Below are 25,513 nucleotides of genomic sequence, written 5' to 3'. Positions count from 1 at the left end.
TTTTTGCTGGCAGTATTCTGGTTAACCCTGGCCGGGGTTGGCCGCGCCGGACCTGGCTGGCCCCACCGCGGGCGCGCCGGCCTGCAGTGGCGGGCGGGCCTGCCAGCGAGCCAGGATCTCGCCCATGATGCCGCGGCGGAACGTCAGCACGCACACCACGAAGATCAGCCCCGTCACCATGCTGACCGATTCGCCCAGCGCTTCGAACCAGCCGATGCCGGTCATGGCCGCGAGCGCGTTGCCGGCGTCGCCCAACTTGTTTTCCAGCGCCACGATCACCAGCGCGCCGACCAGCGGGCCCGACAACGTGCCCATGCCGCCGACCAGCGTCATCAGGATGACCGTGCCCGACATCATCCAGTGCACGTCGGTGAGCGTGGCAAAGCCCAGCACCAGGGTCTTGAGCGCGCCCGCCAGCCCGGCCAGTGCCGACGACAGCACGAACGCCAGCAGCTTGAAGCGGTCCGCGTCATAGCCCAGCGAGATCGCACGCGGCTCGTTCTCCTTGATCGCGCGCAGGATCTGCCCGAACGGTGAGTTGACGATGCGCATGATGCCGAGGAAGGCCGCGGCGGTGATCAGCAGCACGACGTAGTACATGGTGTGGTCCGACGCCAGCGGCAGCTCGCCGAACAGGTCGCCCCGCGGCACCGCCTGGAGGCCGTCTTCGCCACCGGTCGCGGGTGTCTGCAGGCAGAAGAAGTAGAACATCTGCGCCAGCGCCAGCGTGATCATGGCGAAGTAGATGCCCTGCCTGCGTATCGCCAGTGCGCCAAACACCAGGCCGAGCAAGGCCCCGAAGGCGGTGCCTGCGAGCAGGCCCAGTTCCGGCGTCAGCTGCAGGAACTTCATCGCATAGCCGCAGGCATAGGCGGCGCCGCCGAAGAAGGCCGCATGGCCGAACGACACCAGCCCGGTGTAGCCCAGCAGCAGGTTGAAGGCGCAGGCAAAGAGCGCGAAGCACAGCAGCTTCATCACCAGCACCGGGTAGGCGCCCAGCCAGGGCGCGAGCAGCAGGACCGCCAGCAGCAGTCCGTAGGCGAAGGTTGCACGCTTTCCGCTTGCCATCATTTTTCCTTTCCAAAGAGCCCGGCGGGGCGCACCAGCAGCACGCACACCATGGCGACGAAGACCACCGTCGCGGAGGCTTCGGGGTAGTAGACCTTGGTGATGCCCTCGAAGACACCCAGCCCGAGTCCGGTGAAGATCGAGCCCAGGATCGAACCCATGCCGCCGATCACCACCACGGCGAAGACCGTGATGATCAGGTTCTGGCCCATCAGCGGCGAGACCTGCATCACCGGCGCGGCCAGCACGCCCGCCAGCGCGGCCAGGCCCACGCCGAACGCGTAGGTCAGCGTCACCAGCAGCGGCACGTTGACGCCGAAGGCCTCGACCATGCGCGGATTCTCGGTGCCGGCGCGCAGGTAGGCGCCCAGCCGGGTCTTCTCGATCATGAACCAGGTGGCAAAGCACACCGCCAGCGACGCCAGCACCACCCATGCGCGGTAGTTGGGCAGCACCATGAAGCCCAGATGGCTCACGCCAGACAAGGCTTCCGGCGTGGGATAGGGCAGGCCGGAGACGCCGTAGACCGAGCGCAGCGCGCCTTCGATCAGCAGGCAGATGCCCAGCGTCAGCAGCAGCCCGTACAGGTGGTCGAAGCGGTAGAGGTGGCGCAGCATGGTGCGCTCAAGCACCACGCCGAGCGCGCCGGCCACCACCGGTGCCAGCACCAGCATCAGCCAGTAGTTCAGCCCAAGGTAGTTCAGGCCCATCCAGGCCAGCACCGCGCCGAGCATGAACAGCGCGCCGTGCGCAAAGTTGATCACGTTGAGCAGGCCGAAGATCACGGCCAGCCCGAGGCTCAGGATCGCGTAGAACGATCCGTTGACCAGCCCCAGCAGCAACTGGCTCAGCAGCGCGGGCAGGGGCACTCCAAACAATTCCATGAAAAGTCTCCTTAAACGCCCAGCAAGGCGCTGAGCGTGGGCATCTTTCGTTCGAGTTCATCGGCGTTGAACGCCTCGACGATGCGGCCGTGCTCCATCACGAAGAAGCGGTCCGCCAGCGGCGCGGCAAAGCGGAAGTTCTGCTCCACCATGACGATGGTGTAGCCGCGGCTGCGCAGCATGGCGATCATCTTCGCCAGCTTTTGCACGATCACGGGCGCCAGGCCTTCCGAGATCTCGTCGAGCAGCAGCACGCTGGCGCCGGTGCGCAGGATGCGGGCTACCGCCAGCATCTGCTGCTCGCCGCCCGACATGCGCGTGCCCTGGCTCTTGCGCCGCTCATGCAGGTTGGGGAACATCTCGTAGATCTCGCCCAGCGTCATCGGCTCGCGCAGTCCGACCGCGCCTGGGGTGCAGGCGAATTGCGGCGGCAGCAGCAGGTTCTCCTCGCAGGACAGGCTGGCGAAGATGGCGCGCTCTTCCGGGCAGTAGCCCAGGCCCAGCGGCGCGATGCGGTGCGTCTTCATGCCGATCGTTTCCTGACCCTGCACGCGCACCGAACCCTTGCGCGTGCCGACCAGGCCCATGATGGCGCGCAGCGTGGTGGTGCGTCCGGCGCCGTTGCGGCCGAGCAGTGTCACCACCTCGCCCGGGTTGACGGTCAGGTCCACGCCATGAAGGATGTGCGATTCGCCATACCAGGCGTGGAGGCCGCGGAGTTCGAGGGCAGGGGAGGTCTTTTCGGTCATGATGCCTCCGCGCTCAGCGCCGCCGCGGCTGCGTGGCGGTCTTCGGGTTCGTCGGTGGTTCCCATATAGGCTTCCCTTACCTGCGGATTGCGTGAGATCTCGTCATAGGTTCCTTCTGCCAGCACCGCGCCGCGCTGCAGCACGGTGATGCGGTCCACGATGGACGACACCACGCTCATGTTGTGCTCCACCATCAGCACCGTCCGCCCCGCCGAAACGCGCTTGATCAGGGCGGTGACGGTCTCCACGTCTTCATGGCCCATCCCCTGCGTGGGTTCGTCCAGCAGCATCAGCTCCGGGTCGGTCGCGAGCGTGGTGGCAAGCTCCAGCGCGCGCTTGCGCCCGTAGGCCAGTTCGGCCGTGCCCAGGTGCGCGAAGCCAGCCAGGCCGACCGCATCCAGCAGTTCCATGGCGCGGCTGTCCAGCCGCGACAGGGAGCGCCTGCCACGCCAGAAATGCCAGGAGGTCCCGAGCCGGCGCTGCAGCGCGATGCGCACGTTCTCCAGCACCGTCAGTTGCGGAAACACCGCCGAGATCTGGAACGAGCGGATCACCCCCATGCGGGCGATCTGGGCCGGGCGCAGCGCGGTGATGTCGGTGCCGTTGAAATGGATCGAGCCGGACGAGGGGGCATGGAACTTCGTCAGCAGGTTGAAGCAGGTGGTCTTGCCGGCGCCGTTGGGGCCGATCAGCGCATGGATCGAGCCCCGCCGCACGGACAGGCTGACATCGCTGACTGCGGTAAAGCCCTTGAACGCCTTGGTCAGTCCCTGCGTCTGCAGGATTACATCGGTGTCAGGCATGGCGCGCTCACTTCTTCACCAGGGGGCATTCGCTGGCCGACAGCGGACGGAAGGCCTCGTCGCCGGGGATCGTGCCGATGTACCTGACCAGGTCCCACGGGCCCTTGGACTCGGCCGGGGTCTTGGCCTGGGCCAGGTACATGTCATGCACCATGCGGCCGTCGACACGCACCTTGCCGTTGCGCACAAAGGCGTCGTTCACGGGCAGCGCGCGCATCTTCTCCGCCACGGCCGGGCCTTCCACGGTCTTCGCCGCCTCCACCGCCTTCAGGTAATGCAGCACGCCGGAATAGACGCCGATCTGGCCATGCGTGGGATAGGCCTTGTGGCGCTTGTAGTAGCGCTCGACGAAGTCCTTCGACTTGCCATCCAGGTCGAGCTTGAACGGGTCGACATAGGTCAGCCCCTGCGCAGCGTTCAGGCCCAGGCTCTTGAGATCGGTGATGAAGGTGGAGGGCGTGATCACGGTCTGGCCCGCCTTGATCAGGCCGAATTCGCCGGCCGCCTTGACTCCGTTGATCATGTCATTGCCCGCATTGGCCAGCACCACCACCTTGGCCTTGGAAGCCGAGGCGGCCACCACCGGGCTGCTGAAATCGCTGGCGTTGAGCGGGTGCCGGGTGGCGCCCACGTTCTTGCCGCCGCCGGCGTCCACGGCCTTGCGGAAATCTGCCTCCAGCGACTGGCCGAAGGCGTAGTCCACCGTGATGTAGTACCAGCTGTTGCGGCCCTGTTCGATCATGCGCCGCACCAGCGGGTAAGACACCGAATACGTGTCCCAGGACCAGTGAAAGCCGGTGGGCGAGCAGTTCTGGTTGGTCAGCGCCATGGCGCCGCCAGTCGAGACGATGTCGATCTTCTGCTTCTGCCGCGCCACCTCCTGCACCGCCAGCGCCGTCGACGAGTTGGGGAAGTCGATCACCATGTCGACGCCATCAGTATCGAACCAGCGCCGCGCCAGCGACGAGGCGATATCCGCCTTGTTCTGGTGATCCGCGGAAAGCACCGTCACCGGCTTGCCGAGGGCCTTGCCGCCGAACTCTTCCACCGCCATCTGCGCGGCAAGCACGGAGCCCTTGCCGGAGAGGTCGGCATAGGAGCCGGACATATCGGTGATGACGCCGATCTTCACGCCATTGGCGTCGGCCAGTGCGGGCGTGGCGGCGGCCAGGCCCAGCAGGGCGGAGGACGCAGCGAGGGTGCGGAGGATGCGAGAGGTGGACATCAGGGGCTCCAGGTTGTCTACGCGAAAGATTGGAATGGTTGCGATGACTGCGTCGGCAGACCGCGGCGCCATCGCTGCGCCGCGGTTCCGCTGATAAACTCAGTATGCTGAATAGTTGGCCGGAAAAATGGGCGGATCTCTCCGCCCTTCAGCCGCGTGCGGTGGCGCGGTTCAGGTAGCCAGATCCCGCCCGCGCGTCTCCGGCACGAACAGCATGCCGATGACGAAGGCCAGGCCGGCGATGATCACCGGGTACCACAGGCCGAAGTAGACGTCGCCGCTGGCCACGTTCATGGCCGTGACCACGAAGGACAGCATGCCGCCGACCCAGCCCGCGCCGAGGTGGAAGGGCAGCGACAGCGAGGTGTAGCGCACCCGGGCCGGGAACAGTTCCACCATGAAGGCCGCCATCGGCCCGTACACCATGGCCAGGAACAGGATCGGCACCAGCAGCAACAGGAACACCATCGGCGTGTTGATCTTCGCGGGGTCGGCGCGCTCGGGCCAGCCGGCCGCTACCAGCGCGCTCTTGATGGCATCGCGGTCAAAGCCCTGCAGCGTGCGATCCGCAATGCGCACTTCCGCCTGCGCCGGATTGCCGGCCGGCACGAAGGTGTAGCCCACGCCCAGGTCGGTCAGGTAGCCGCGGATCTTGTCGCAGGCGGACACCGGCTCGCCGAACAGGCGCGCCTTGCAGTCGCCGGCCGTCACCTGCACGGCGCCTTGCTGCTGGAACTGCTCGAGTGCCGGATTGGCATAGTGCGTCAGGCCCTTGAACACCGGCTGGATGCACACCGCCGCCAGCAGGCAGGCGGCCATCATGATGTACTTGCGGCCGATGCGGTCGGACAGCCAGCCGAACAGCAGGTAGCAGGGCGTGGCCACCACCAGCGCGATCCCGATCAGCATGTGGACCGTTTCGAGCGGCACATGCAGCGTCTTGTTGACGAAGAACATCGAGTAGAAGTGGCCGGTGCCGAAGATGGCGCCCAGGCCTGCCGCCACCACGAACAGCAGCAGCACCGACCTGAGGTTCTTCCAGTTGGTGAAACTCTCGCGGATCGGCGCTTTGGAGGTGGTATTGGCAGCCTTCATCCGGGCAAAGACCGGCGATTCATGCAGCTTGCCGCGGATGTAGACCGAGATCACCAGCATCACCAGCGACACGATGAAGGGAATGCGCCAGCCCCAGTCACGGAATTCGGCCTCGCTCAGGAAGGTCTTGAGCAGGTAGACGACCAGCAACGAGGACAGCAGGCCCAGCGTTGCCGTGGTCTGCAGCGAGCTGGTGTACAGCCCGCGCTTGTGCACGGGAGAGTGCTCGGCCACGTAGGTGACCGCGCCGCCGACCTCGCCGCCCAGCGCCAGGCCTTGCAGCAGCCGCAGCAACACCAGCAGCACCGTGGCGGTGATGCCGATCTGCTCATACGTGGGCAGCACGCCGACGCCGACGGTGGCAACCCCCATCAGCAGGATGGTGACCAGGAAGGTGTACTTGCGCCCGATCAGGTCGCCCAGGCGGCCGAACAGCAGCGCGCCCACCGGCCGTATCAGGAAGCCTGCGCCGAAGGTGGCCAGGCTGGCCAGGAAGGCGGCAGTCTCATTGCCCTTGGGGAAGAACAGTGCGCCGAAATACACCGCCAGTGCGGCGTAGATGTAGAAGTCGTACCACTCCATCAGGGCGCCGAAGGAAGAGGCAAGGATGACCTTGCGCTCCTCGGCAGTCATGCCGGTGGCGGGGGCGCGCGTCTCGCTGCGAGTCAGGCTGATCGTCATGGCGGGGGTCCTTTGGTCTAGCTATTGTCTCTATATGTCTGCTCGTCCCGGCGGTGCCGGCGCCGCTGGCCAGGGCCTGTCGGTCCCTCGCGCAGTGCAGCGCCGCATCCTTCCGGTGCATCAGTCAGTATGCTGATGAGAAGCGCAGTATGCTGAGCAAAATGCGGGCCAGTCCACAACGTGCCGGAGTGCCCGAAATCGCCTATTTAAATGGTCTTTTAATATCGTCAGCATACTGAGCATCTGGGCTCAGTGTACTGAGGGTATATGGCCATCGTTATAGGTGTTAACCCTCCGCGCCGCTTCTAGACTTTTGGAAATTCGCTGACTAGAATCCGAAACTAATCAGTGTACTGAGCAATTGCATCGACGCACGCCGCATGCCATGCGGGACGCGCCCGCAGCGAAGCGATTTCACCAATCAGGAGCCCCCACCAGCATGACCAAAGTGAAGAAGATCGCCCTCGAAGAGCATTTCATGACGCCGGGATTCCAGGCCTATTCCAAGGCGTTCACGCAGCATATCGACCCGACGGTGTTTGCCGAGCTGGGCCGCCGCCTCGCCGATTTCGACGAGGACCGCCTCGCCGAGATGGACCGTGCCGGCATCGACATCACGGTGCTGTCGCAGACTGGTCCGGGCGTGCAGGGCGAGCCCGACGCCGGCCTTGCCGTGGCACGGGCGCGCGAGAGCAATGACTTCCTGGCCGCGCAGATCGCGCGCCACCCCACGCGCTTTGCCGGCTTTGCCGCGCTGCCCATGCACGACCCGGAACAGGCCGCGCGCGAGCTGGAACGCGCCGTGCGCGAGCTTGGCTTCAAGGGCTCGCTGGTGAACGGCCATACCCACGGGCGCTATTACGACGACCCTGCATACGATGCTTTCTGGGAACGCATGCAGGCGCTGGACGTGCCCATGTACCTGCACCCGACCGATGCGCTGGTTCAGCCGCAGGTCCTGGCGGGCCACCCCGAGCTGACCGGCGCGGCGTGGGGCTGGGGCGTCGAGACCGCATCGCATGCGCTGCGGCTGCTGTTCGGCGGCGTGTTCGACCGCTTCCCGCGCCTGAAGATCATCCTTGGCCATATGGGCGAGGGCCTGCCGTACCAGCGCTGGCGCTTCGACAGCCGCTTTGCGGTCTATTCGCACGGCGTCCGGCTGGCGCGCGCGCCTTCGGAGTACATCGGCACCAATATCGTCATCACCACTTCGGGCGTGTGCTCGCACGGCGCGCTGGCCGGTGCCATTGCCGAGCTTGGCCCGGAGGCCGTGATGTTCTCGGTCGACTACCCCTACGAATCCACCGAAGTCGCGGCGAAGTTCATCGAGGACGCGCCGCTCGACGACACCACGCGCGCGCTGGTCTGCCACGGCAACGCGCAACGCCTGCTCAAGCTGTAACCGTACAACCCGAGGACCCTCATGCAAAAAGTCTTTCGCATCGGCCAGATCGTTCCCAGCTCGAACACGACCATGGAAACCGAGATTCCCGCCATGCTGCTGGCGCGCCAGCAGATCCGTCCCGAGCGCTTTACCTTTCATTCCAGCCGCATGCGCATGAAGAAGGTGGTCAAGGAAGAGTTGGCCGCCATGGATGCCGAATCCGACCGCTGCGCGGTGGAGCTCAGCGACGCCCGCGTCGACGTGCTCGGCTACGCCTGCCTGGTCGCCATCATGGCCATGGGCCACGGCTATCACCGCAAGTCGGAGCAGCGGCTGAAGGCCCATACCATCGAGAATGGCGGCGACGCACCGGTCATCACCAGCGCCGGTGCGCTGGTGGATGCGCTGCGCGTGATCGGCGCGCGCCGCATCGCCGTGGTGGCGCCGTACATGAAGCCGCTGACCGAGCTGGTGGTGGACTACATCCGCAACGAAGGCTATGAGGTGGTGGATTACCGTGCGCTGGAGATTCCGGACAACCTTGAGGTCGGCCGCCACGATCCGGCGCGGCTGCCGGGCATCGTGTCGCAGATGAACCTGGCGGATGTCGATGCCATCGTGCTGTCGGCCTGCGTGCAGATGCCGTCGCTGCCGGCAGTGGCAAAGGTGGAGGCGATGACGGGCAAGCCGGTCATCACCGCCGCCATCGCCACCACCTACGCCATGCTCAAGGCGCTGGACCTGGAGCCGGTCGTGCCGGGCGCCGGCGCGCTGCTGTCGGGCGCCTACTGAGGGCAGGCCATGACCACCTTCCTTTATGGCGGCCATGCCCATGCCAACGGCATTCGCCAGCACTACCTGCGCTATGGTGGCAACGACGGTGCACGTGCCGCGCGCGATCCCGTGATCATCGTGCCGGGCATCACCAGCCCGGCAATCACCTGGGGCTTCGTCGGCGAGCGCTTTGGCGCCAGCTTCGATACCTATGTGCTGGACGTGCGCGGGCGTGGCCTGTCGTCGGCCGAGGCCGGGCTGGACTACAGCCTCGACGCCCAGGCCCGCGACGTGGTGGCCTTTGCCGAGGCACTTGGCCTGCGCCGCTACAGCGTGGTTGGCCATTCGATGGGCGCGCGCATCGGCGTGCGCGCCGCGGCGGGCCGGCCTGGCGGCCTGGCCAGACTGGTGCTGGTCGACCCGCCGGTGTCGGGGCCCGGGCGCCGCGCGTATCCTGCGCAACTGCCGTGGTATGTGGATTCCATCCGCCTGTCGCGCCAGGGCACCGACGTGGAAGGCATGCGCCGCTTCTGCCCGACCTGGACCGACGAGCAGCTGCGCCTGCGCGCCGAATGGCTGCATACCTGCAACGAAGACGCCGTGGTGCGCAGCTTCGAGGATTTCCATCGCGACGACATCCATGCGGATCTGCCCCGGGTCAAGGTGCCGACGCTGCTGATGACCGCCGGGCGTGGCGACGTGGTGCGCGCTGAAGACGTGGCGGAGATCCGCACGCTGCTGCCGGGGGTGCTGGTCAGCCACGTTGCCGGGGCCGGCCACATGATCCCGTGGGATGACGAAGCGGGCTTTTACGCGGCGCTGGGGGATTTCCTCGGCGCGCCGCTGACGCAATGACAAGCAAGGAGGCGACATGCCGGTAAGTGACCACCAGATGATCGAGGCCTGGCGCAAGGTGCTGAAGCTGTCCCGGCTGGAGCCGGGGCAGACCGTCACCATCCTGACCAGCGCCGCGACCCACCCGCAGACGCTCTCCACCGCGCTGATCGCCACGCAGGCGATGGGTGCCATCGTCAACCGGCTCGACCTGCCGCCGGTCAACGGCGAGAAGGCGCTGAGCCGCGACGCGCTGGCCTACCTGGGCACGACTCCGCTCACGGGCAACCGGGCCGCGATTGCCGCGCTCAGGGAAAGCGACCTGGTGCTGGACCTGATGACGCTGCTGTTCTCCCCCGAGCAGCACGACATCCTGAAGGGCGGCACCAAAATCCTGCTGGCCGTCGAGCCGCCCGAGGTGCTGGCGCGCCTGGTGCCTTGCGAGGCTGACCGCGAGCGCGTCAAGGCCGCCTCCGAGCGGCTGGCTCGCGCCAAGGAAATGCATGTGGTGTCGCCGGCCGGCACCGACCTGCGCTGCCCGCTGGGCGAGTTCCCGGCCATCAGCGAGTACGGCTTTGTCGACGAGCCCGGGCGCTGGGACCACTGGCCCAGCGGTTTCGCGCTGACCTGGCCCAACGAGGGCGCTGCCAACGGCACCATCGTGCTGGAGCGCGGCGACATCCTGCTGCCGCAGAAGACCTACGTCACCGAGCCGGTCATGCTGACGGTCGAGGGCGGCTTTGCCACGCGCATCGAAGGCGGCCTGCACGCCGAACTGCTGAGCGAGTACATGGCCTCCTTCAACGACCCGCAGGCCTATGCCATCTCGCATATCGGCTGGGGACTGCAGCCGCGCGCGCACTGGTCCACGCTGGGGCTGTACGATCGCGAGGCCACCATCGGCATGGACGCGCGCGCGTTCGAGGGCAACTTCCTGTTCTCGCTCGGCCCCAATAACGAAGCCGGCGGCAGCCGCACCACGGCCTGCCATATCGATATTCCCGTGCGCAACTGCACCGTGCGCCTGGACGGCGTGGATGTGGTGAGCCGCGGCAAGGTCATGGACGGGTTCCGCTACCCGGAGGAGAAGTAGCCATGCACAAGGAGATCGGCGCGTACCAGCGCCAGGGCTTCGGCAACGACCTGGAACTGGCGGGCCCGTTCGGGCTGCTGGTGGTCGATTTCGTCAACGGCTTTGCCGACCCGGAGGTGTTCGGCGGCGGCAATATCCGCGAGGCCATCGCCAATACCGTGCCGCTGCTGGCCGTGGCACGGCGCGAAGGCTGGGCGATTGCGCACAGCCGCATCGTCTTTGCGGACGATGGTTCGGACCACAACATCTTTTCCATGAAGGTGCCGAACATGCTGTCGCTGAAGGAGCGCGAGCGCAACAGCGCCATCGTCGAAGAACTGGCGCCCCGGGCCGGTGAACTGGTGGTGCGCAAGACCGTGCCGTCGGCGTTCTTCGGCACGTCGCTGGCCGCCTGGCTGACCCAGCGCGGCGTGCGCACGCTGGTGGTGGCCGGCGCGGTGACCAGCGGCTGCGTGCGCGCCAGCGTGGTGGACGCCATGCAATACGGCTTCCGGCCGCTGGTGCTGTCGGATTGCGTCGGCGACAGGGCGCTTGGACCGCACCAGGCCAACCTGTTCGACATGGAACAGAAATATGCGACGGTCACCACGCGCGCGGAAGGGCTGGCGGCCATCGGGGTGCGCGAATGAGCGCTTGCATGAATCATCGGGACGGATAAAACAATGACATCGTCGATGGAACCGGATCATTCGGAAGGAGGGCGCGGCCAGGGCGTTGGGGCCCGGGTGGCGCGCAAGGAAGACGCCAGGCACCTGCACGGCAAGGGCCGCTTTGTCGCGGACATCGCCATGCCGGACCTGCAGGAGGTAGCCTTCCTGCGCAGCCCCGTGGCGCATGCCAGGCTGTTGTCCGTGACCAAGCCCGCGCGCCACGCGCAAGCGGTGATCGTGCGCGAGGACATGGCGGCGGCGCGGGACATCGTCGCGGATTCGGCGTTCCCGTCCTACCAGCCGTCGGCGCAGGCGCCGCTGGCCAGTGGCAAGGTGCGCTTTGTCGGCGAGCCCGTTGCCATGGCCTTTGCCCCCACGCGCGCCGAAGCCGAGGACATCGCCGAGCAGGTGGTGGCCGAGTTCGACGAGCTGCCCGCGCTGACCGACGTGGCGCAGGCCCGCCAGCTCGCAGGCGAGGTGCGCGTGCACGAACACTGGCGCGACAACACCTTCCTGACGCTGAATATCGACAAGAACTTCGAGGCGCGCCAGCGCGAGGCCTCCGTCGTCGTCCACCGCAAGGTCAACCTGGCGCGCCAGTGCATGGTGCCGATGGAGGGCAAGGCGGTGCTGGCCTACTGGGACCACCAGTTCGACCAGCTGGTGGTGTACAGCGCCACCCAGGTGCCGCATATGATCCGGACCATCCTGAGCCACTGCCTGGACCTGGACCAGGCGCGCGTGCGCGTGATCTCGCCGGACGTGGGCGGCGCCTTCGGCTACAAGTGCGTGCTGCAGCAGGAAGAGCTCTGTGTCGCCTGGCTGGCGATGACCTACAAGCGGCCGTTCCGCTTTATCGAGGACCGGCGCGAGCACCTGACCGCCGGCGCCAACTCGCGTGAACATCACTACGAGCTTACCGCCTATGCCGACAAGCGCGGCCGCCTGCTGGCGCTGGACGCGAACATCGCCATCGACGGCGGTGCCTATTCGGTCTGGCCCTTCACCATCGGGCTGGAGCCGGGGCAGGCGATCGGCAACCTGCCCGGCCCATATGCCTTCGACGGATACCGCTGCGAAACCACTTGCGTGGCCACTAACAAGCCGGGCTTCGTGCCGTATCGGGGGGTGGCCCGGACCGGCGTCTGCTTCGCCATGGAACTGATGATCGACGCGATCGCGCGCGAGGTGGGGCGCGAGCCGTGGGAAGTGCGCGTTGAAAACCTGGTGCCGCCGCAGGCCATGCCTTACGTCAACGTGACCAACAAGCACTTCGACGGCGGCGACTACCCGGCCAGCGTGCGCCAGGCGATGGCGATGATCGACCTGCCCGCGATCCGCGCGCGGCAGCGGGCGGGTCCGCAGGGTAGCTGCTATGTCGGCGTTGGCTTCGGCACCTACACCGAGCAGTCGGCGCATGGCACTTCCGTGTTCGCGGCCTGGGGCACGCCGGTGATCCCGGGCTTCGACTCGGCCACGGTGCGCATCACGCCGGACGGCGGGCTCGAAGTGCGCGTCGGCGTGCATTCGCACGGGCAGGGCATGGAGACGACCTTCGCGCAGATTGCCCACGAGATCCTGGGCATCGACATCGGACGGATCAAGCTGGTGCATGGCGATACCGGGCTGACGCCGTTCTCCACCGGCACCTATGCCTCGCGCTCGCTGGTGATGTCGGGCGGCGCGGTGTCGCGGGCGTGCAAGGCACTGCTGCCGCGGCTGCAGAAGATTGGCGCGCACATGCTGGGGCAGCCGGTGGAGGCGGTAACGTTCGCGGCCGGCGCGGTTCGTGCGGGCGATGCCAGCGTCATCGACATCGGCCGCATTGCCGACGCCTGGTACATCAATCCCCACCTGCTGCCGTCCGACGTGGATGCGCAAGGGCTGGAGGTCACCATGGGCTTCAAGCCCGCGGTCGATACCGGCAGTTTCACCTACGCCACGCACGCGGTCGCTGTGGAAGTCGACATCGATTCCGGCCATGTCGAGATCCTGGACTACGTGGTGGTGGAAGACTGCGGCACCATGATCAATCCGATGGTGGTCGAGGGCCAGACCTATGGCGGCGTGGCGCAGGGCATCGGCACCGCGATGTTCGAAGAGATGCGCTATGACGGCAACGGGCAGCCGCTGGCCTCCACGCTGGCGGACTACATGCTGCCCGGGCCGACCGAGATTCCGTCTATCCGCATCCATCATTTCGAGACGCCATCTCCGCACACGGAATTCGGCGCCAAGGGGATGGGCGAGGGCGGTGCCATCGCACCGCCGGCGGCGATCTTCAACGCGGTGAACGACGCCTTGCGCGGCTTCGGCGTCGAACTGCAGGAAACGCCGCTGACCCCGAGAAAGATCCTTGAAGCGCTGGATGTGGCAGTAGCCGGCGCACAAAGCAAGAAGGCAGCCTGACCGATGAAAGCCGTCGCTTTTTCCTATCATGCGCCCGGCTCGCTGCCGGACGCGCTGGCCCGCCTTGGCGCGGGCACCGATGTGGCCAAGACCATGGGCGGAGGCCAGTCGCTCGGCCCGATGCTGAACCTGCGGCTGACCCGTCCCGACACGGTGATCGATGTGTCGGGGCTGGCCGAACTGCGGCAAGTCGCGTCCACCCCCGATGGCATCCGCATCGGCGCCTGCGTGACCCATGCGCAGATCGAGGACGGCGTGTTCGCGCCGCTGCGCGGCACCATGCTGCAGGCCGTGGCGGGCGGCATTGCCTATCGCGCGATCCGCAACCGCGGCACCGTGGGCGGCAGCCTGGCCCATGCGGACCCGGCCGCGGACTGGGTGGTGGCGATGACCGCGCTGGGTGCGCGCATCGAGATTGCATCAGGCACCGGCACGCGCGAGGTGCCCATGGAAGCCTTCATGATCGGCGCCTACACCACGGTGCTGGCCGACGGCGAGCTGATCGCCGCCGTGCGCGTGCCGCATGCCACCGCGCACAGCCGCTGGGGCTACCAGAAGCTGTGCCGCAAGACCGGCGAGTTCGCCGAAGCCAGTTGCGCCGCGTACTTCGATGCCAGCCGCCGCTTCGCACGCATCGTGCTCGGCGCGCTGGACGGGCCGCCGGTGGTGCTGCCCGGACTCACGCGCGCGGTCGCCGCGCAAGGCGCCGCGGCGCTCACCGCCAGTGCCGTGGACGAAGCGGTGGCGCAGGCCGCGCCGGGCAAGGACGCCATCGACCGCAAGCTTTACCGTACCGTCGTGATGCGCTGCGTCACGCAAATGCTGAACTGAGGAGCGCCCGTGCAGACCATCGAATTCAACGTCAACGGCCGCCGGGTTTCCGGCGCGTGCGCGGACCGGACGCACCTGGGCGACTTCCTGCGCGACACGCACCGCCTGACCGGCACCCACCTTGGCTGCGAGCACGGCGTGTGCGGCGCCTGCACCGTGCTGCTCGACGACAAGCCGGTGCGGTCGTGCATCACCTTCGCGGCTGCCTGCCAGGGCGCCGACATCGTCACCGTGGAAGGCTACCAGGACGATGCCGTGATGGCCGACCTGCGCGCGGCGTTCAACCAGCACCACGCGCTGCAGTGCGGCTTCTGCACGCCGGGCATGCTGGCGACCGCGCGCGACATCGTGCTGCGCCTGCCCGACGCCGACGACGCCACCATCCGTCACGAGCTGTCGGGCAACCTGTGCCGCTGCACCGGCTATATGGGGATCGTCGCCGCCATCCGCTCGGTACTGGACGCACGCCGCGCCGCAGCCGGCGTGATTGCTCGGCACGCCGCGGGCGCGGCGCCCGCCGAAGCGCCGTTCACCGGTTTTGCCGTTGCGGACGAAGCGCTCGGCACGCTGCCGCACCTGGCCGCCGGCACCGGCGCCGAGGCGGAACGGTCAGCCGACCGCAAGGGCTGGTCGCGCATCGAAGGCAGCTTCACCGTTCCCTACACGCTCGACGCGGTATGGGCCTTCATGGCTGACCTGCCGGCCGTGGCGGGCTGCCTGCCGGGCGCGGTGCTCACTGAAATGGAGGGGGAGAAGGTCAAGGGCCATATCGCCATCAAGTTCGGCCCGATGTCCGCCAGGTTCGAAGGCGCCGCGCGCCTGCAGCGCGATGATGCGAACAAGCGCGGCGTGCTGAAGGGCGCGGGGCAGGACTCGCTCAGCAATTCCAAGGCCGCGGGCGACATCGCCTACCAGCTGAAGGCGCTTGCCGCGCACGAGACCGAGGTCGCGGTCGACCTGCAGTATTCGCTGCAGGGGCCGCTGGCGCAGTTCTCGCGATCGGGGCTGGTGCGCGATTTCGTGCGGCGCATGATTGCGGATTTCGGCAAGTCGGTAGCGCGCCGGATGGATCCGACGCTGAGCGATGCCGAACGCAACCAGGCGGTACGCCTCAATCCCATGGCGATGTTCTTCGGCGTGCTGTGGGAGCGGGTCAAACGGTGGTTCGGCGCCCGCTGAACCCGCCCTCCGGGCTGTCGCAACCCTTGCCCGCGTCAGCCCGGATGCACTACAACCAGTAGTGCGGTGGCAGTGGTCTTGCCGCCATTGGAGATCGCATGTGCGACATCGGCCGCATAGCGCGCGGTCTCGCCGTGCCGCAGCTTCTTCTCATCGGCGCCCGCGCGCACTGTCATCGATCCGCTCAGCACCGACAGGTGTTCCTGGGTGCCGGCCTCGTGCGGCTCGGAGGCCAGCACGCCGCCGGCCTGGATGGTCAGCTCATACCACTCGAAGCGCCCGGCCAGGTCGATCGGGCCCAGGATGCGCAGGTCGCAGCGGGTATCGGGGCTTTTCAGCGACGGGATCGCGTGCGGCTGGACTACGGTGATGCCGCCGGCGGGGCGCTCAGCGGCGCCTCCGGCGAGGAAGTCCGTCAGGTTCACGCCGAGCGCATTGGCCAGGCGCCACAGCACCGCCACGGTGGGGTTGGCCAGGTTGCGTTCGATCTGCGACAGCATCGACTTGGAAACCCCGGCACGGCGCGACAGTTCATCCAGCGACAGCCGTTGCTGCTGGCGCAGCGCCTGCAGCGCCATGCCGACGGCGGGCGGGCCATCGGCCTGCGGGGTCTGGGCGAGGGCTTGCGTCATGGGTTAATGTTCGTTATATTGCGCAAAATGTTCGATATACAGAACGCGTTCGATTTATCGATCGAATCCTAGCACATCCCTCGCACACCAACGGGAGCCAAGCCATGTCGAATGCCGAGGCATTCTATGCATCCATCCGTACCGAACTCGAAAGCATCCGCGCGGCGGGGCTGTTCAAGAACGAGCGCGTGATCGCCACGCCGCAGGGTGCGCGGGTGCGCACCACCGACGGCCGCGAGGTCATCAACCTGTGCGCCAACAACTACCTTGGCCTGTCGTCGCACCCGCAGGTGATCGAGGCCGCGCATGAAGCGCTGCGCACGCATGGCTTCGGGCTGAGCTCGGTGCGCTTTATCTGCGGCACGCAGGACCTGCACAAGACGCTGGAGGCGCGGCTGTCGGCCTTCCTCGGCACCGAGGACACCATCCTCTATGGCTCGGCCTTCGATGCCAATGGCGGTTTGTTCGAAACGCTGCTGGGCGCAGAAGACGCGGTCATCAGCGATGCGCTCAACCATGCCTCGATCATCGACGGCATCCGCCTGTCCAAGGCACGCCGCTACCGCTACCAGCACAACGACATGGACGACCTGCGCGTGCAGCTGGAGCAGGCGCGGGCCGACGGTGCGCGCTACACGCTGGTGTTTTCCGACGGCGTGTTCTCGATGGACGGCACCGTGGCGCGGCTGGATGAGATGCGCGCGATCTGCGATGAGTACGGCGCGCTGCTGGGCATCGATGAATGCCATGCCACCGGTTTCATGGGCCAGCGCGGGCGCGGCACGCATGAGGCGCGCGGCGTGTTCGGCAAGATCGACATCATCACCGGCACGCTGGGCAAGGCGCTGGGCGGCGCCTCGGGCGGCTTCACCAGCGCGCGCAAGGAGGTCGTGGCGCTGCTGCGCCAGCGCTCGCGGCCCTACCTGTTCTCCAATACGGTGGCGCCGGCCATCGTGGGCGCGTCGATCGCGGTGCTCGATATCCTGGAAGCCAGCACCGAGCTGCGCGACCGGCTGGAGGGCAATACCAGGTTCTTCCGCGCGGGACTTGACCAGCTGGGCTTCGACGTCAAGGCGGGCGACCACCCCATCATCCCGATCATGGTCTACGACGCCGACAAGGCGCAGCAGCTCGCGCAGCGCCTGCTGGAGCTGGGCGTGTACGTGGTCGGCTTCTTCTACCCGGTGGTGCCCAAGGGCCAGGCGCGCATCCGCGTGCAGATGAGCGCGCTGCATGACGAGGCCGCGCTGCAGGCGGCGCTGGATGCCTTCGGCCAGGCTGGCCGCGAACTGGGGCTGATCTGATGGAAGATGGCAAACCGAAGATCCTGATCGTCGGCGCCAACGGCCAGATCGGGTCTGAACTGGCACTGGCGCTGGCCGAGCGCTACGGGCGCACCAACGTGATCACCTCCGACGTGGTGCCCACCGGCCGCCATGTGCACCTGACGCACGAGATGCTCAACGCCACCGACCGCGGCGAGCTGGCCACCGTGGTCGAGCGCCATGGCATCACCCAGGTCTACCTGCTGGCTGCCGCGCTGTCCGCCACCGGCGAAAAGGCGCCGCAGTGGGCGTGGAACCTCAATATGACCAGCCTGCTCAATGTGCTGGAACTGGCGCGGCAGACCGGGCTGGAGCGGGTGTTCTGGCCCAGCTCGATTGCAGCCTTCGGCCCGACCACGCCTGCCGGACAGACACCGCAGAAGACCGTGATGGAGCCCACCACCGTCTACGGCATCTCCAAGCAGGCGGGCGAGGGCTGGTGCCGCTGGTATCACGCCAACCACGGCGTGGATGTGCGCAGCGTGCGCTATCCCGGCCTGATCTCGCACAAGACCCCGCCCGGCGGCGGCACCACCGACTATGCGGTCGACATCTTCCATGCGGCGGTGAAGGGCGAGCCCTACACCTGCTTCCTGAAGGAAGACGAGGCCCTGCCGATGATGTATATGCCCGATGCCATCCGCGCCACCATCGAACTGATGGAAGCGCCGGCGGACAAGCTCGGCGAGCGCGGCAGCTACAACATCGCCGGCATGAGCTTCACGCCCGCGCAGATTGCAGCGGCGATCCGCGAGCAGGTGCCGGGCTTCCAGATCCGCTATGAACCCGACTATCGCCAGGCGATTGCGCAGGGCTGGCCGGATTCGATCGACGATTCGGTCGCGCGCGCGGACTGGGGCTGGCAGGCGGAGTACGGCCTGAAGGAGATGGTGGCGGACATGCTGGCCAACCTGAAGGCGACGCTGCCCACCTGAGACGCTATGGCGCGATCGCGCCGTCGATGGCGATGCGGGTGCCCTCGGTGCCGACTGCCACCGGTCCGGTGCGTCCCACCAGGTCCCCGGCCTTAGGCAAGGCGCTGCCGCTGGCGGAGATGCGCGCTTCCAGCATGACCAGTTGCTGCCCTGACAGCCGGTGGTCGGGCCGCATCGCCATCGCATCGTCCAGCGTGAACGACAGCGGCAGGTCGCGCGCCTGCCGGCGCAGCACCGCCAGCGGCATGCGGGAGCCGTCAGCGGGCAGCGCATAGACAAAGAGGGTGTCGCCCGGCTGCGGCGTGCGCCCGGCCTTTTCGCTGAGCGTGACCATGCCGGTGATCTTCGGGGTTTGCGCCGCGGCAGCCGTGCCGCGCGCGGCCGCGAGGTTGGCGGCGATGCGCGCCGCGGTCTGCGAATCCGCCGGCAGCAGCCGGTACAGGTGCTCCCAATATCCGATCGCCGCCTGCTTGTCGCCGCGTTCGGCCGCGGCGCTGGCGGCCAGCGCCAGCGCCTTGGGGTCGTCCGGGTCCAGCACCAGGGCCTGGCGCACTTGCGCCATGGGCGGGCCTTCCAGCGAGCCGCCGTTCAGGCTGGCCAGCACATCGGCGTAGTCGGAGCGCAGCGCGGCCACGTCCGGCGCCAGTTCGACGGCCCGCGCGTAGGCCGCGGCGGCGTCGGCATGGCGTTCCATCACGCTGTATGAGCGCGCCAGCATGGCCCAGCCCTGCGCATCGCCGGGCGACTCGCGCAGGCGCTGCGCGAGCTGGTTCACCATGCCCTCGACCTGCGCGCCGCTCAGCTGGTGCTGGCTGCCGGTGCTTTCGGGCAGGTCGTCGGCACGCCATAGCGCGACCGGGTTGCCCAGGTGCAGGTAGAGCAGGATGGCGGCGCTGGGCAGTACTGCGAGCAGCAGCGCGGCGAGCAGCGGCGAGGTGCCGGCCCGTCCCGTGCCGGTGGCGGCGCCGGCGGCTTCATCGAGCAGCCGGCGGCCGAGTTCGTCGCGGGCTTCGGCGTGGCGCGCCGCGGTGAGGGTGCCGCCGCGCAGGTCGGTGTCGAGCTCGTGCAGCTGGTCGTGGTACAGGTCAACCAGCAAGGTGCGTTCCGGCGTGCCCGGGGCTGGCGCCGTCCGGCGGCGCAGCAGCGGCCACAGCAGGCAGGCCGTGGCGGCGGCGATCAGGGCGGCGGCGAGCAGCCAGAAGGTGGTCATGGCTGGCGGTGCTCCACGGGTGTTGTGGCCGATTCGTCCAGCAAGTCCGCAAGCTGGCGCTGCGCGCTGGCGTCCAGCGTCGCATCGGCCTGGCGGTTGCGCGAGCGCGCACGCACGATCGCGGCCGCCACGCCGGCCACCAGCAGCAGCGGGCCGAACCACAGCAGCCACGTCAGCGGCCGCAGCGGCGGCTTGTACAGCACGAAGTCGCCATAGCGCTGCACCAGGTAGTCCTTCACCGCCTCGTCGCTGGCGCCGCCGCGCAGCTGCGCGCGGATCTGGCGCCTCAGGTCGACCGCCAGGTCGGCGTTGGAATCGGCCAGGGTCTGGTTCTGGCAGACCAGGCAGCGCAACTCGTTGGACAGCGCGTGCACGCGGGCATCGAGGTCGGCGTCCGTCAGCGCCATCGCCTGCAGCGAAGCGCAACAAAGCCACACGGCAAGCGTCGTGCGAATCCGGCTACGCATGGCTGCCTCCCTGCCGTTCCAGCTGCTCGATCAGCGGGATCAGCTTGCGCTCCAGCACCTCGCGCGTGACCGGGCCCACCTGGCGGTAGCGCACCACGCCGTGCTGGTCGATGACAAAGGTCTCGGGCACGCCGTAGACGCCGTAGTCGATGCCGACGCGGCCGTCGGCATCGACCAGCGAAGCGGCATAGGGGTTGCCCAGCCGCTGCAGCCAGTCGCGCGCGGCGCCGGTCTCGTCCTTGTAGTTGAGGCCATACAGCGGCACCGGCGAGCGCGCGGCAAAATCCACCAGCAGCGGATGCTCGGTGCGGCAGGCCGCGCACCACGATGCCCACACATTCAGCAGCCAGACCTTGCCGCGCATGTCGGCACTGGCCAGCGTGCGGCCTTCAGGATCGAGCAGCGGCAGGCGGAATGCCGGCGCGGCCTTGCCGACCAGCGGCGAGGGCAGTTCGCGCGGGTCGTGGCGCAGCCCGGCGGCCAGCGCGACGGCAAGGGCGAGGAAGGCGGCCAGCGGCAGCAGGAAGCGCGTCATGCGGGCGTCTCCTCATGGGCGGAGGCCAATGCCGGCACTGCGGGCGCATCCGGCGCCCCCGGCGCGGTGGCAGGATTGGCGGCACGGCGGCGCAGCCGGTAACGCTTGTCGCAGACGGCCAGCAGCCCGCCCAGCGCCATCAGCACGCAGCCGGCCCAGATCCAGTCGACAAAGGGCTTGACGTGGATGCGCACGGCCCAGGCGCTGCCATCGACGTTCTCGCCCAGCGCCACGTAGAGGTCGCGTGCCAGGCCGCTGTCGATCGCGGCCTCGGTGGTGGGCATGTCCTGGCTGCGGTAGATGCGGCGCTCGGGGTGGAGCAATGCTACCCGCCTGCCGTCGCGCGAGGCCACCAGCGTGCCGCGCAGCGCGTCGTAGTTGGGGCCGCCGGCCTGGGTCACGCCGGCAAAGCGGAAGTCATAGCCGCCCACGCTGACGCTGTCGCCGGCGCGCATCGGCAGTTCGCGCAGGCTTTCCTGGCCGGATACCAGCGTCACGCCGGCGATAAAGACGCCCACGCCGGCGTGGGCGAGCAGCATGCCCCAGTAGCTTGGCGTGAACTGCCGCAGCGCGGCCAGGCGGCGCCCTTGCTGTTGGCGCAGACGCGCCGCCAGGCTGGCCACGGCGCTCAGCACGCACCAGGCCGCCAGCAGCAGCCCCAGCCCGCTCAGCGCCGACGCATTGCGCAGCACCAGCAGCAGCCCCAGGCCGATGGCCGCGCTGGCCACGGCGGCCCAGCGCAGGCGGCGCGCCATGTCGGGCAGGCTGCCGTGGCGCCAGCGCGCCAGCGGCGCGGCGCCCATCAGCAGCACCGCGGGGGCCATCAAGGGCACGAAGACCTGCTCGAAATAGGCCGGGCCGACCGAGATCTTGCCCAGCCCCAGCACATCAACCAGCAGCGGGTAGAGCGTGCCCAGCAGCACCGTGGCGGCGGCCACCGCCAGCAGCACGTTGTTGGCCAGCAGCATCGACTCGCGCGACACCGCCGCAAACTCCACGCGCCGCGCCAGCCGCGGCGCGCGCCACGCATACAGCGCCAGTGCCAGCCCGGTAACCAGCCCCAGCAGCGCCAGGATGAAGATGCCGCGCTTCGGGTCAACGGCGAAAGCGTGGACGGAGGTCAGCACGCCGGAGCGGACCAGGAAGGTGCCCAGCAGGCTCAGCGAGAAAGTGAAGATCGCGAGCAGCACGGTCCAGGCGCGGAAGGCGCCGCGCTTCTCGGTGACCGCCAGCGAATGCATCAGCGCGGTGCCGGCCAGCCACGGCATGAACGAGGCGTTCTCGACCGGGTCCCAGAACCACCAGCCGCCCCAGCCCAGCTCGTAGTAGGCCCAGGCGCTGCCCAGCATGATGCCCAGCGTCAGGAAGGCCCACGCCACCGCGGTCCACGGCCGCGACCAGCGTGCCCAGGCGGCATCGACGCGCCCGGCCAGCAGCGCCGCCACGGCAAAGGCAAAAGTCACCGAGAAGCCCACATAGCCCATGTAGAGCAGGGGCGGGTGGAACACCATGCCCGGGTCCTGCAGCAACGGGTTGAGGTCGCGGCCTTCCATCGCGGGCGGCAGCAGCCGCACGAAGGGGTTGGAGGCGAACAGCAGGAATGCCAGGAAGCCGGCGCTGATCGCACCCATCACGGCCAGCACGCGGGCCACGGCGGCCAGCGGCAGCTGCCGGCTGCACACGGACACGGCCAGCGACCACAGGCCCAGCATCAGCGTCCACAGCAGCATCGAGCCCTCGTGCCCGCCCCAGACCGCGGCGATGCGGTAGGCCAGCGGCAGCGCGCTGTTGGCGTTGGCGGCGACATAGCGCACGCTGAAGTCGTTGCTGACGAAGGACCAGGTCAGCGCGGCGAAGGACAGCGCCACCAGCAGGCACTGCACGCGCGCGGCGGGGCGCGCCAGCGCCATCCACGCCAACTGGCCGCGTGCGGCCCCGGCCAGCGGCACCACGGCCTGCACCAGCGCGACCAGCAGCGCCACGATCAGCGCGAAATGGCCGAGTTCCGCGATCACTGGCGCACTCCCTGTGCCGGCGCGGCTTCGGCCATGCGGCGGTTCACCTGTTCGGCCTGTTTGAGCGCGTCGGCGGCTTCGGGCGGCATGTAGTTTTCATCGTGCTTGGCCAGCACCTCGCTGGCGATGAAGGTGCCGTCCGCCTGCAGCTGGCCGCGCGCGACCACGCCCTTGCCTTCGCGGAACAGGTCGGGCAGTAGGCCGCGGTAGAGCACCGGCACCTGGCGTGCCGTGTCGGTGACCACGAAGCGCACCGTCATGCCGTCGCCCTCGCGCCGGATCGAGCCGGGCGCCACCAGCCCGCCCAGCCGGAAGCTGCGTGCCACCGGCGCCTCCTGCGCGGCGACCTGGCTGGGACTGAAGAAGAACACCAGGTTGGAGCGGAAGGCATTGAGCACCAGCGCCGCCGCGATGCCGCAGCAGGCCAGCGCCGCGGCCAGCAGCCCGAAGCGGCGCTGGCGCGGCGTCATTGGCCGGCTTCCTGGCGCGTGGCACGGCAGCGCCGGGCCAGCAGCACCAGCTCCAGCGCCAGCAGCACCGCGCTCACGCCGAAGGCGCCGGCGATGAAGATGCCGTGATGCCCGTAGGGCAGCAGCGAGGACATCGTCATGAGGTCTCTCCGGTAACCATGGCCGGGCCGTGCGGCACCTCGCCGCGCTCGCGCAGGATGCAGCGCACGCGCACCAGCGCCACCGCCACCGTGTACATCCAGCACGCCATCGTCATCAGCAGCATGCCAGCCAGCATGGTTGCCGCCATCGACGGCGCCGCGGTCAGGCTGACCGATGCGCCCTGGTGCAGCGTGTTCCACCACTGCACCGAGAAATAGATCACCGGGATATTGACCACCCCCACCAGCGCCAGCACCGCGCAGGCGCGCTCGGCCCGGCGCGGCTCGTCGATGGCCGCTTCCAGCGCGATAAAGCCCAGGTACAGGAACAGCAGGATCAGCTCGGAGGTGAGCCGCGCATCCCAGACCCACCAGGTGCCCCAGGTGGGCTGGCCCCACAGCGCGCCGGTCCACAGCGCCAGCGCGGTGAAGAGCGCGCCGGTGGGCGCCAGCGCCGAGGCCATCATCGACGACAGCCGCGTGCGCAGCACCAATGCCAGCGCGCAGTAGCCGGCCATGACCAGGTAGATGAGCATCGACATCCACGCCGCCGGCACGTGGATGAAGATGATGCGGTAGACCTCGCCCTGCTGCGCATCGGTGGGGGCCACGCCAAAGCCAAGCCACAGTCCCGCCACCGCGAACAGCGCCGCCGCGGCAAAGAACCATGGGGCCATGCGTCCGGCCAGCGGATAGAAGCGCACCGGCGCCGCATAGGCCAGCCAGCCGCCGCGGACCGGGGGCCGCGGCGCGGCAGCGGGGTGGACGGATGGCAGCGGCTGGCTCATGCCGGCGTCTCCATGGCAATGCGCAGCCCGGCGGCGGTGGCCAGCGGGCACAGGAACAGCGACAGCGCCAGGCAGGCGCCCAGCAGCGAGAACTGCGGCATCACGTCCAGCCCGGCATCGGCCGCGGCCGCGGCGCTGGCGCCGAACACCAGCACCGGCACGCACAGCGGCAGCACCAGGATGCACAGCAGCACCGCGCCGCCGCGCACGCCCAGCGTCAGCGCCGCGCCGACCGCGCCGATCAGGCTCAGCGCCGGCGTGCCCACCAGCAGCGACGCCGCCAGCAGCAGCGATGCGCCCAGGGGCAACCCGTACTGCTGCGCCAGCAGCGGCGTCAGCAACAGCAGCGGCAGGCCGCTGGTGAGCCAGTGCGCGGCGATCTTGGCCAGCACCAGCAGCGCCAGCGGATGCGGCGACAGCAGCAGCTGGTCCAGGCTGCCATCGGCGTGCTCCTGCGCGAACAGCCGCGACAGCGACAGCATCGACGCCAGCAGTGCCGTCACCCACAGGATGCCGGGCGCCAGCGCGCGCAGCTGCTGCGGCTCGGGGCCGATCGCCAGCGGGAACAGGCTGGCGGCAATGACAAAGAACACCACGCCGCCGAGCAGGCTGCCGCGCCGCCGCCAGGACAGCGAGACATCGTGCGCGACGATGGCGGCGAGCGTGCGCATCATGCCGGCGCCCCCAGGTGCAGCACCGTGCCGCCAGCGGGCAGCGGCTGGTGCGTGGCGATCACGGCCATGCCGCCGGCGGCGAGGTGCGCGCCGAGCTGGGTGTCGAAGCGCGCGCAGGCATCGGCATCGAGCGCGGTCACCGGTTCATCCAGCAGCCACAGGGCGCGCGGCGCCAGCGACAGGCGCGCCAGCGCGACGCGCCGGCGCTGCCCCTGCGAGAGCGTGCGCGCCGGCGCGTGCGCGACGCGCTCCAGCCCCTGCGCGGCGAGTGCGCGCGCGACGCTGTCGGCGCTGTCACCGGCGAGCCGCGCGGCAAAGCGCAGGTTCTCCGCCGGGCTCAGTTCAGGGTCGATGCCGTTGGTGTGGCCGACATACGCCAGCGCTTGCTGGTAGTCAGGATCGGCGGCGCGCACCGGGCGGCCGCGCCAGTGCAGCGTGCCGGCATCGGCCATGGCCAGCCCGCACAGCACGCGCAGCAGGCTGGTCTTGCCGCTGCCGTTGGGGCCAAGCACCTGCAGCAGGCCGCCGGGGGCGAGCTCGAGGTCGATGCCGCGCAACACCGGGCGTCCGGCGCGCGAGATGGCCAACCCGTTCGCGCTCAGCACGGGGGCGGCGCAACATGGGGATTCAGGCGGAAGCTCGGATGGCGGCGCGGGCGAGCGG

General features: G+C 68.6%; 26 protein-coding genes. 10 read left to right on the top strand and 16 right to left on the bottom strand.

Translation table 11 applies throughout. The annotated features are described in order from the left end of the window. Positions 1-21: 21 nt before the first annotated feature. The 6 genes from CF68_RS13275 to CF68_RS13250 form a co-directional block, all read right to left on the bottom strand. The gene (locus tag CF68_RS13275; RefSeq protein ID WP_035819466.1) at positions 22-1,068 is read right to left on the bottom strand and encodes a branched-chain amino acid ABC transporter permease; all 1,047 of its coding nucleotides are present in this window, start codon (positions 1,066-1,068) and stop codon (positions 22-24) included. Next, positions 1,068-1,952: a branched-chain amino acid ABC transporter permease gene (locus CF68_RS13270; protein WP_013952436.1), complete on the bottom strand. Its 885-nt coding sequence runs from the start codon at positions 1,950-1,952 to the stop codon at positions 1,068-1,070. Before CF68_RS13270 ends, CF68_RS13275 begins: the two co-directional genes overlap by 1 nt. Positions 1,953-1,963: 11 nt before the next feature. After that, a complete protein-coding gene (locus CF68_RS13265; RefSeq protein ID WP_035819463.1) occupies positions 1,964-2,701 on the bottom strand; it encodes an ABC transporter ATP-binding protein in 738 nt (245 codons plus the stop codon). Further along, positions 2,698-3,504: an ABC transporter ATP-binding protein gene (locus CF68_RS13260; protein WP_035819460.1), complete on the bottom strand. Its 807-nt coding sequence runs from the start codon at positions 3,502-3,504 to the stop codon at positions 2,698-2,700. Before CF68_RS13260 ends, CF68_RS13265 begins: the two co-directional genes overlap by 4 nt. A 7-nt stretch (positions 3,505-3,511) precedes the next feature. Next, a complete protein-coding gene (locus CF68_RS13255) occupies positions 3,512-4,729 on the bottom strand; it encodes an ABC transporter substrate-binding protein (RefSeq protein ID WP_035819538.1) in 1,218 nt (405 codons plus the stop codon). Between the two features lie 171 nt (positions 4,730-4,900). Next, positions 4,901-6,505 carry an MFS transporter gene (locus CF68_RS13250; protein WP_035819458.1) on the bottom strand — a complete coding sequence of 535 codons (1,605 nt, stop codon included), beginning with the start codon at positions 6,503-6,505 and terminating at the stop codon, positions 4,901-4,903. A 439-nt stretch (positions 6,506-6,944) separates the two neighbouring features. Here CF68_RS13250 and CF68_RS13245 point away from each other — a divergent pair, with 439 nt between their 5' ends. From CF68_RS13245 to CF68_RS13210, 8 genes are read left to right on the top strand one after another with little or no spacing between them, the layout of a single operon-like run. Beyond that, entirely contained in the window at positions 6,945-7,907 is a 963-nt protein-coding gene (locus CF68_RS13245) for an amidohydrolase family protein (protein WP_035819456.1), read from the top strand. Between the two features lie 21 nt (positions 7,908-7,928). After that, positions 7,929-8,681, top strand: a complete 753-nt coding sequence (locus CF68_RS13240) for an Asp/Glu racemase (RefSeq protein ID WP_035819453.1) — start codon at positions 7,929-7,931, stop codon at positions 8,679-8,681. 9 nt (positions 8,682-8,690) lie between these two features. Then, positions 8,691-9,518: an alpha/beta fold hydrolase gene (locus CF68_RS13235; RefSeq protein ID WP_035819451.1), complete on the top strand. Its 828-nt coding sequence runs from the start codon at positions 8,691-8,693 to the stop codon at positions 9,516-9,518. Positions 9,519-9,534: 16 nt separating this feature from the next. Next, positions 9,535-10,590, top strand: a complete 1,056-nt coding sequence (locus CF68_RS13230; protein ID WP_035819449.1) for a 2,5-dihydroxypyridine 5,6-dioxygenase — start codon at positions 9,535-9,537, stop codon at positions 10,588-10,590. Between the two features lie 2 nt (positions 10,591-10,592). Next, positions 10,593-11,219 (top strand): N-carbamoylsarcosine amidohydrolase, encoded by a 627-nt coding sequence (locus CF68_RS13225; protein WP_035819447.1) that lies wholly within the window; start codon positions 10,593-10,595, stop codon positions 11,217-11,219. A 33-nt stretch (positions 11,220-11,252) separates the two neighbouring features. Then, a complete protein-coding gene (locus CF68_RS13220; RefSeq protein WP_051591522.1) occupies positions 11,253-13,649 on the top strand; it encodes a xanthine dehydrogenase family protein molybdopterin-binding subunit in 2,397 nt (798 codons plus the stop codon). Positions 13,650-13,652: 3 nt separating this feature from the next. Beyond that, positions 13,653-14,480 carry a xanthine dehydrogenase family protein subunit M gene (locus CF68_RS13215; RefSeq protein WP_035819443.1) on the top strand — a complete coding sequence of 276 codons (828 nt, stop codon included), beginning with the start codon at positions 13,653-13,655 and terminating at the stop codon, positions 14,478-14,480. Between the two features lie 9 nt (positions 14,481-14,489). Continuing rightward, positions 14,490-15,659 (top strand): 2Fe-2S iron-sulfur cluster-binding protein, encoded by a 1,170-nt coding sequence (locus tag CF68_RS13210; RefSeq protein WP_035819441.1) that lies wholly within the window; start codon positions 14,490-14,492, stop codon positions 15,657-15,659. Positions 15,660-15,694: 35 nt separating this feature from the next. Here CF68_RS13210 and CF68_RS13205 read toward each other — a convergent pair whose 3' ends face one another. Then, on the bottom strand, positions 15,695-16,291 hold the full coding sequence (locus tag CF68_RS13205; protein ID WP_010813494.1) for a helix-turn-helix domain-containing protein: 597 nt from the start codon (positions 16,289-16,291) through the stop codon (positions 15,695-15,697). A gap of 104 nt (positions 16,292-16,395) precedes the next feature. Between CF68_RS13205 and kbl the strand changes: the two genes are divergently transcribed. Next, positions 16,396-17,595 (top strand): glycine C-acetyltransferase, encoded by a 1,200-nt coding sequence (kbl, locus tag CF68_RS13200; RefSeq protein ID WP_035819439.1) that lies wholly within the window; start codon positions 16,396-16,398, stop codon positions 17,593-17,595. Further along, positions 17,595-18,551: an L-threonine 3-dehydrogenase gene (locus tag CF68_RS13195; protein WP_035819438.1), complete on the top strand. Its 957-nt coding sequence runs from the start codon at positions 17,595-17,597 to the stop codon at positions 18,549-18,551. The genes kbl and CF68_RS13195 overlap by 1 nt, the downstream gene beginning before the upstream one ends. 4 nt (positions 18,552-18,555) lie before the next feature. On the opposite strand, the gene ccmI is transcribed toward CF68_RS13195, so the two are convergent. Genes ccmI through ccmA form a run of 9 tightly spaced genes read right to left on the bottom strand, consistent with a single transcriptional unit; the run spans position 18,556 to position 25,455 of the window. Next, on the bottom strand, positions 18,556-19,761 hold the full coding sequence (gene ccmI / locus CF68_RS13190) for a c-type cytochrome biogenesis protein CcmI (protein WP_035819436.1): 1,206 nt from the start codon (positions 19,759-19,761) through the stop codon (positions 18,556-18,558). Beyond that, positions 19,758-20,228, bottom strand: a complete 471-nt coding sequence (locus CF68_RS13185) for a cytochrome c-type biogenesis protein (protein ID WP_035819434.1) — start codon at positions 20,226-20,228, stop codon at positions 19,758-19,760. Before CF68_RS13185 ends, ccmI begins: the two co-directional genes overlap by 4 nt. After that, positions 20,221-20,763: a DsbE family thiol:disulfide interchange protein gene (locus CF68_RS13180; protein WP_035819432.1), complete on the bottom strand. Its 543-nt coding sequence runs from the start codon at positions 20,761-20,763 to the stop codon at positions 20,221-20,223. Before CF68_RS13180 ends, CF68_RS13185 begins: the two co-directional genes overlap by 8 nt. Beyond that, on the bottom strand, positions 20,760-22,778 hold the full coding sequence (locus tag CF68_RS13175; RefSeq protein WP_035819430.1) for a heme lyase CcmF/NrfE family subunit: 2,019 nt from the start codon (positions 22,776-22,778) through the stop codon (positions 20,760-20,762). The genes CF68_RS13180 and CF68_RS13175 overlap by 4 nt, the downstream gene beginning before the upstream one ends. After that, complete coding sequence (ccmE, locus tag CF68_RS13170; RefSeq protein ID WP_035819427.1) at positions 22,775-23,248, bottom strand: cytochrome c maturation protein CcmE; 474 nt, start codon at positions 23,246-23,248, stop codon at positions 22,775-22,777. The genes CF68_RS13175 and ccmE overlap by 4 nt, the downstream gene beginning before the upstream one ends. Further along, positions 23,245-23,388 (bottom strand): heme exporter protein CcmD, encoded by a 144-nt coding sequence (ccmD, locus tag CF68_RS35715; RefSeq protein WP_063832565.1) that lies wholly within the window; start codon positions 23,386-23,388, stop codon positions 23,245-23,247. The genes ccmE and ccmD overlap by 4 nt, the downstream gene beginning before the upstream one ends. Then, positions 23,385-24,176: a heme ABC transporter permease gene (locus CF68_RS13165; protein WP_035819424.1), complete on the bottom strand. Its 792-nt coding sequence runs from the start codon at positions 24,174-24,176 to the stop codon at positions 23,385-23,387. The genes ccmD and CF68_RS13165 overlap by 4 nt, the downstream gene beginning before the upstream one ends. Then, positions 24,173-24,850, bottom strand: a complete 678-nt coding sequence (gene ccmB / locus CF68_RS13160) for a heme exporter protein CcmB (RefSeq protein ID WP_035819421.1) — start codon at positions 24,848-24,850, stop codon at positions 24,173-24,175. The genes CF68_RS13165 and ccmB overlap by 4 nt, the downstream gene beginning before the upstream one ends. Continuing rightward, complete coding sequence (ccmA, locus tag CF68_RS13155; protein ID WP_035819419.1) at positions 24,847-25,455, bottom strand: cytochrome c biogenesis heme-transporting ATPase CcmA; 609 nt, start codon at positions 25,453-25,455, stop codon at positions 24,847-24,849. The genes ccmB and ccmA overlap by 4 nt, the downstream gene beginning before the upstream one ends. Positions 25,456-25,513 lie beyond the last annotated feature (58 nt).

This window comes from Cupriavidus sp. SK-4 (assembly GCF_000611125.1).
Taxonomy (GTDB): domain Bacteria; phylum Pseudomonadota; class Gammaproteobacteria; order Burkholderiales; family Burkholderiaceae; genus Cupriavidus; species Cupriavidus necator.
This window is presented reverse-complemented; position numbering and strand designations above follow the sequence as displayed.

Bases quoted from the DNA above. Each gene is read 5' to 3' on its own strand.
- CF68_RS13225 (WP_035819447.1), top strand. From the start codon at position 10,593: ATGCACAAGGAGATCGGCGCGTACCAGCGCCAGGGCTTCGGCAACGAC.
- CF68_RS13260 (WP_035819460.1), bottom strand. From the start codon at position 3,504: ATGCCTGACACCGATGTAATCCTGCAGACGCAGGGACTGACCAAGGCG.
- ccmE (WP_035819427.1), bottom strand. From the start codon at position 23,248: ATGACGCCGCGCCAGCGCCGCTTCGGGCTGCTGGCCGCGGCGCTGGCC.
- CF68_RS13185 (WP_035819434.1), bottom strand. From the start codon at position 20,228: ATGCGTAGCCGGATTCGCACGACGCTTGCCGTGTGGCTTTGTTGCGCT.
- CF68_RS13235 (WP_035819451.1), top strand. From the start codon at position 8,691: ATGACCACCTTCCTTTATGGCGGCCATGCCCATGCCAACGGCATTCGC.
- CF68_RS13195 (WP_035819438.1), top strand. From the start codon at position 17,595: ATGGAAGATGGCAAACCGAAGATCCTGATCGTCGGCGCCAACGGCCAG.
- CF68_RS13240 (WP_035819453.1), top strand. From the start codon at position 7,929: ATGCAAAAAGTCTTTCGCATCGGCCAGATCGTTCCCAGCTCGAACACG.
- CF68_RS13270 (WP_013952436.1), bottom strand. From the start codon at position 1,952: ATGGAATTGTTTGGAGTGCCCCTGCCCGCGCTGCTGAGCCAGTTGCTG.
- CF68_RS13165 (WP_035819424.1), bottom strand. From the start codon at position 24,176: ATGAGCCAGCCGCTGCCATCCGTCCACCCCGCTGCCGCGCCGCGGCCC.
- CF68_RS13255 (WP_035819538.1), bottom strand. From the start codon at position 4,729: ATGTCCACCTCTCGCATCCTCCGCACCCTCGCTGCGTCCTCCGCCCTG.
- CF68_RS13220 (WP_051591522.1), top strand. From the start codon at position 11,253: ATGACATCGTCGATGGAACCGGATCATTCGGAAGGAGGGCGCGGCCAG.
- CF68_RS13275 (WP_035819466.1), bottom strand. From the start codon at position 1,068: ATGGCAAGCGGAAAGCGTGCAACCTTCGCCTACGGACTGCTGCTGGCG.
- ccmI (WP_035819436.1), bottom strand. From the start codon at position 19,761: ATGACCACCTTCTGGCTGCTCGCCGCCGCCCTGATCGCCGCCGCCACG.
- kbl (WP_035819439.1), top strand. From the start codon at position 16,396: ATGTCGAATGCCGAGGCATTCTATGCATCCATCCGTACCGAACTCGAA.
- CF68_RS13245 (WP_035819456.1), top strand. From the start codon at position 6,945: ATGACCAAAGTGAAGAAGATCGCCCTCGAAGAGCATTTCATGACGCCG.
- CF68_RS13205 (WP_010813494.1), bottom strand. From the start codon at position 16,291: ATGACGCAAGCCCTCGCCCAGACCCCGCAGGCCGATGGCCCGCCCGCC.
- ccmD (WP_063832565.1), bottom strand. From the start codon at position 23,388: ATGACGATGTCCTCGCTGCTGCCCTACGGGCATCACGGCATCTTCATC.
- ccmB (WP_035819421.1), bottom strand. From the start codon at position 24,850: ATGATGCGCACGCTCGCCGCCATCGTCGCGCACGATGTCTCGCTGTCC.
- CF68_RS13250 (WP_035819458.1), bottom strand. From the start codon at position 6,505: ATGACGATCAGCCTGACTCGCAGCGAGACGCGCGCCCCCGCCACCGGC.
- CF68_RS13215 (WP_035819443.1), top strand. From the start codon at position 13,653: ATGAAAGCCGTCGCTTTTTCCTATCATGCGCCCGGCTCGCTGCCGGAC.
- CF68_RS13265 (WP_035819463.1), bottom strand. From the start codon at position 2,701: ATGACCGAAAAGACCTCCCCTGCCCTCGAACTCCGCGGCCTCCACGCC.
- CF68_RS13180 (WP_035819432.1), bottom strand. From the start codon at position 20,763: ATGACGCGCTTCCTGCTGCCGCTGGCCGCCTTCCTCGCCCTTGCCGTC.
- CF68_RS13230 (WP_035819449.1), top strand. From the start codon at position 9,535: ATGCCGGTAAGTGACCACCAGATGATCGAGGCCTGGCGCAAGGTGCTG.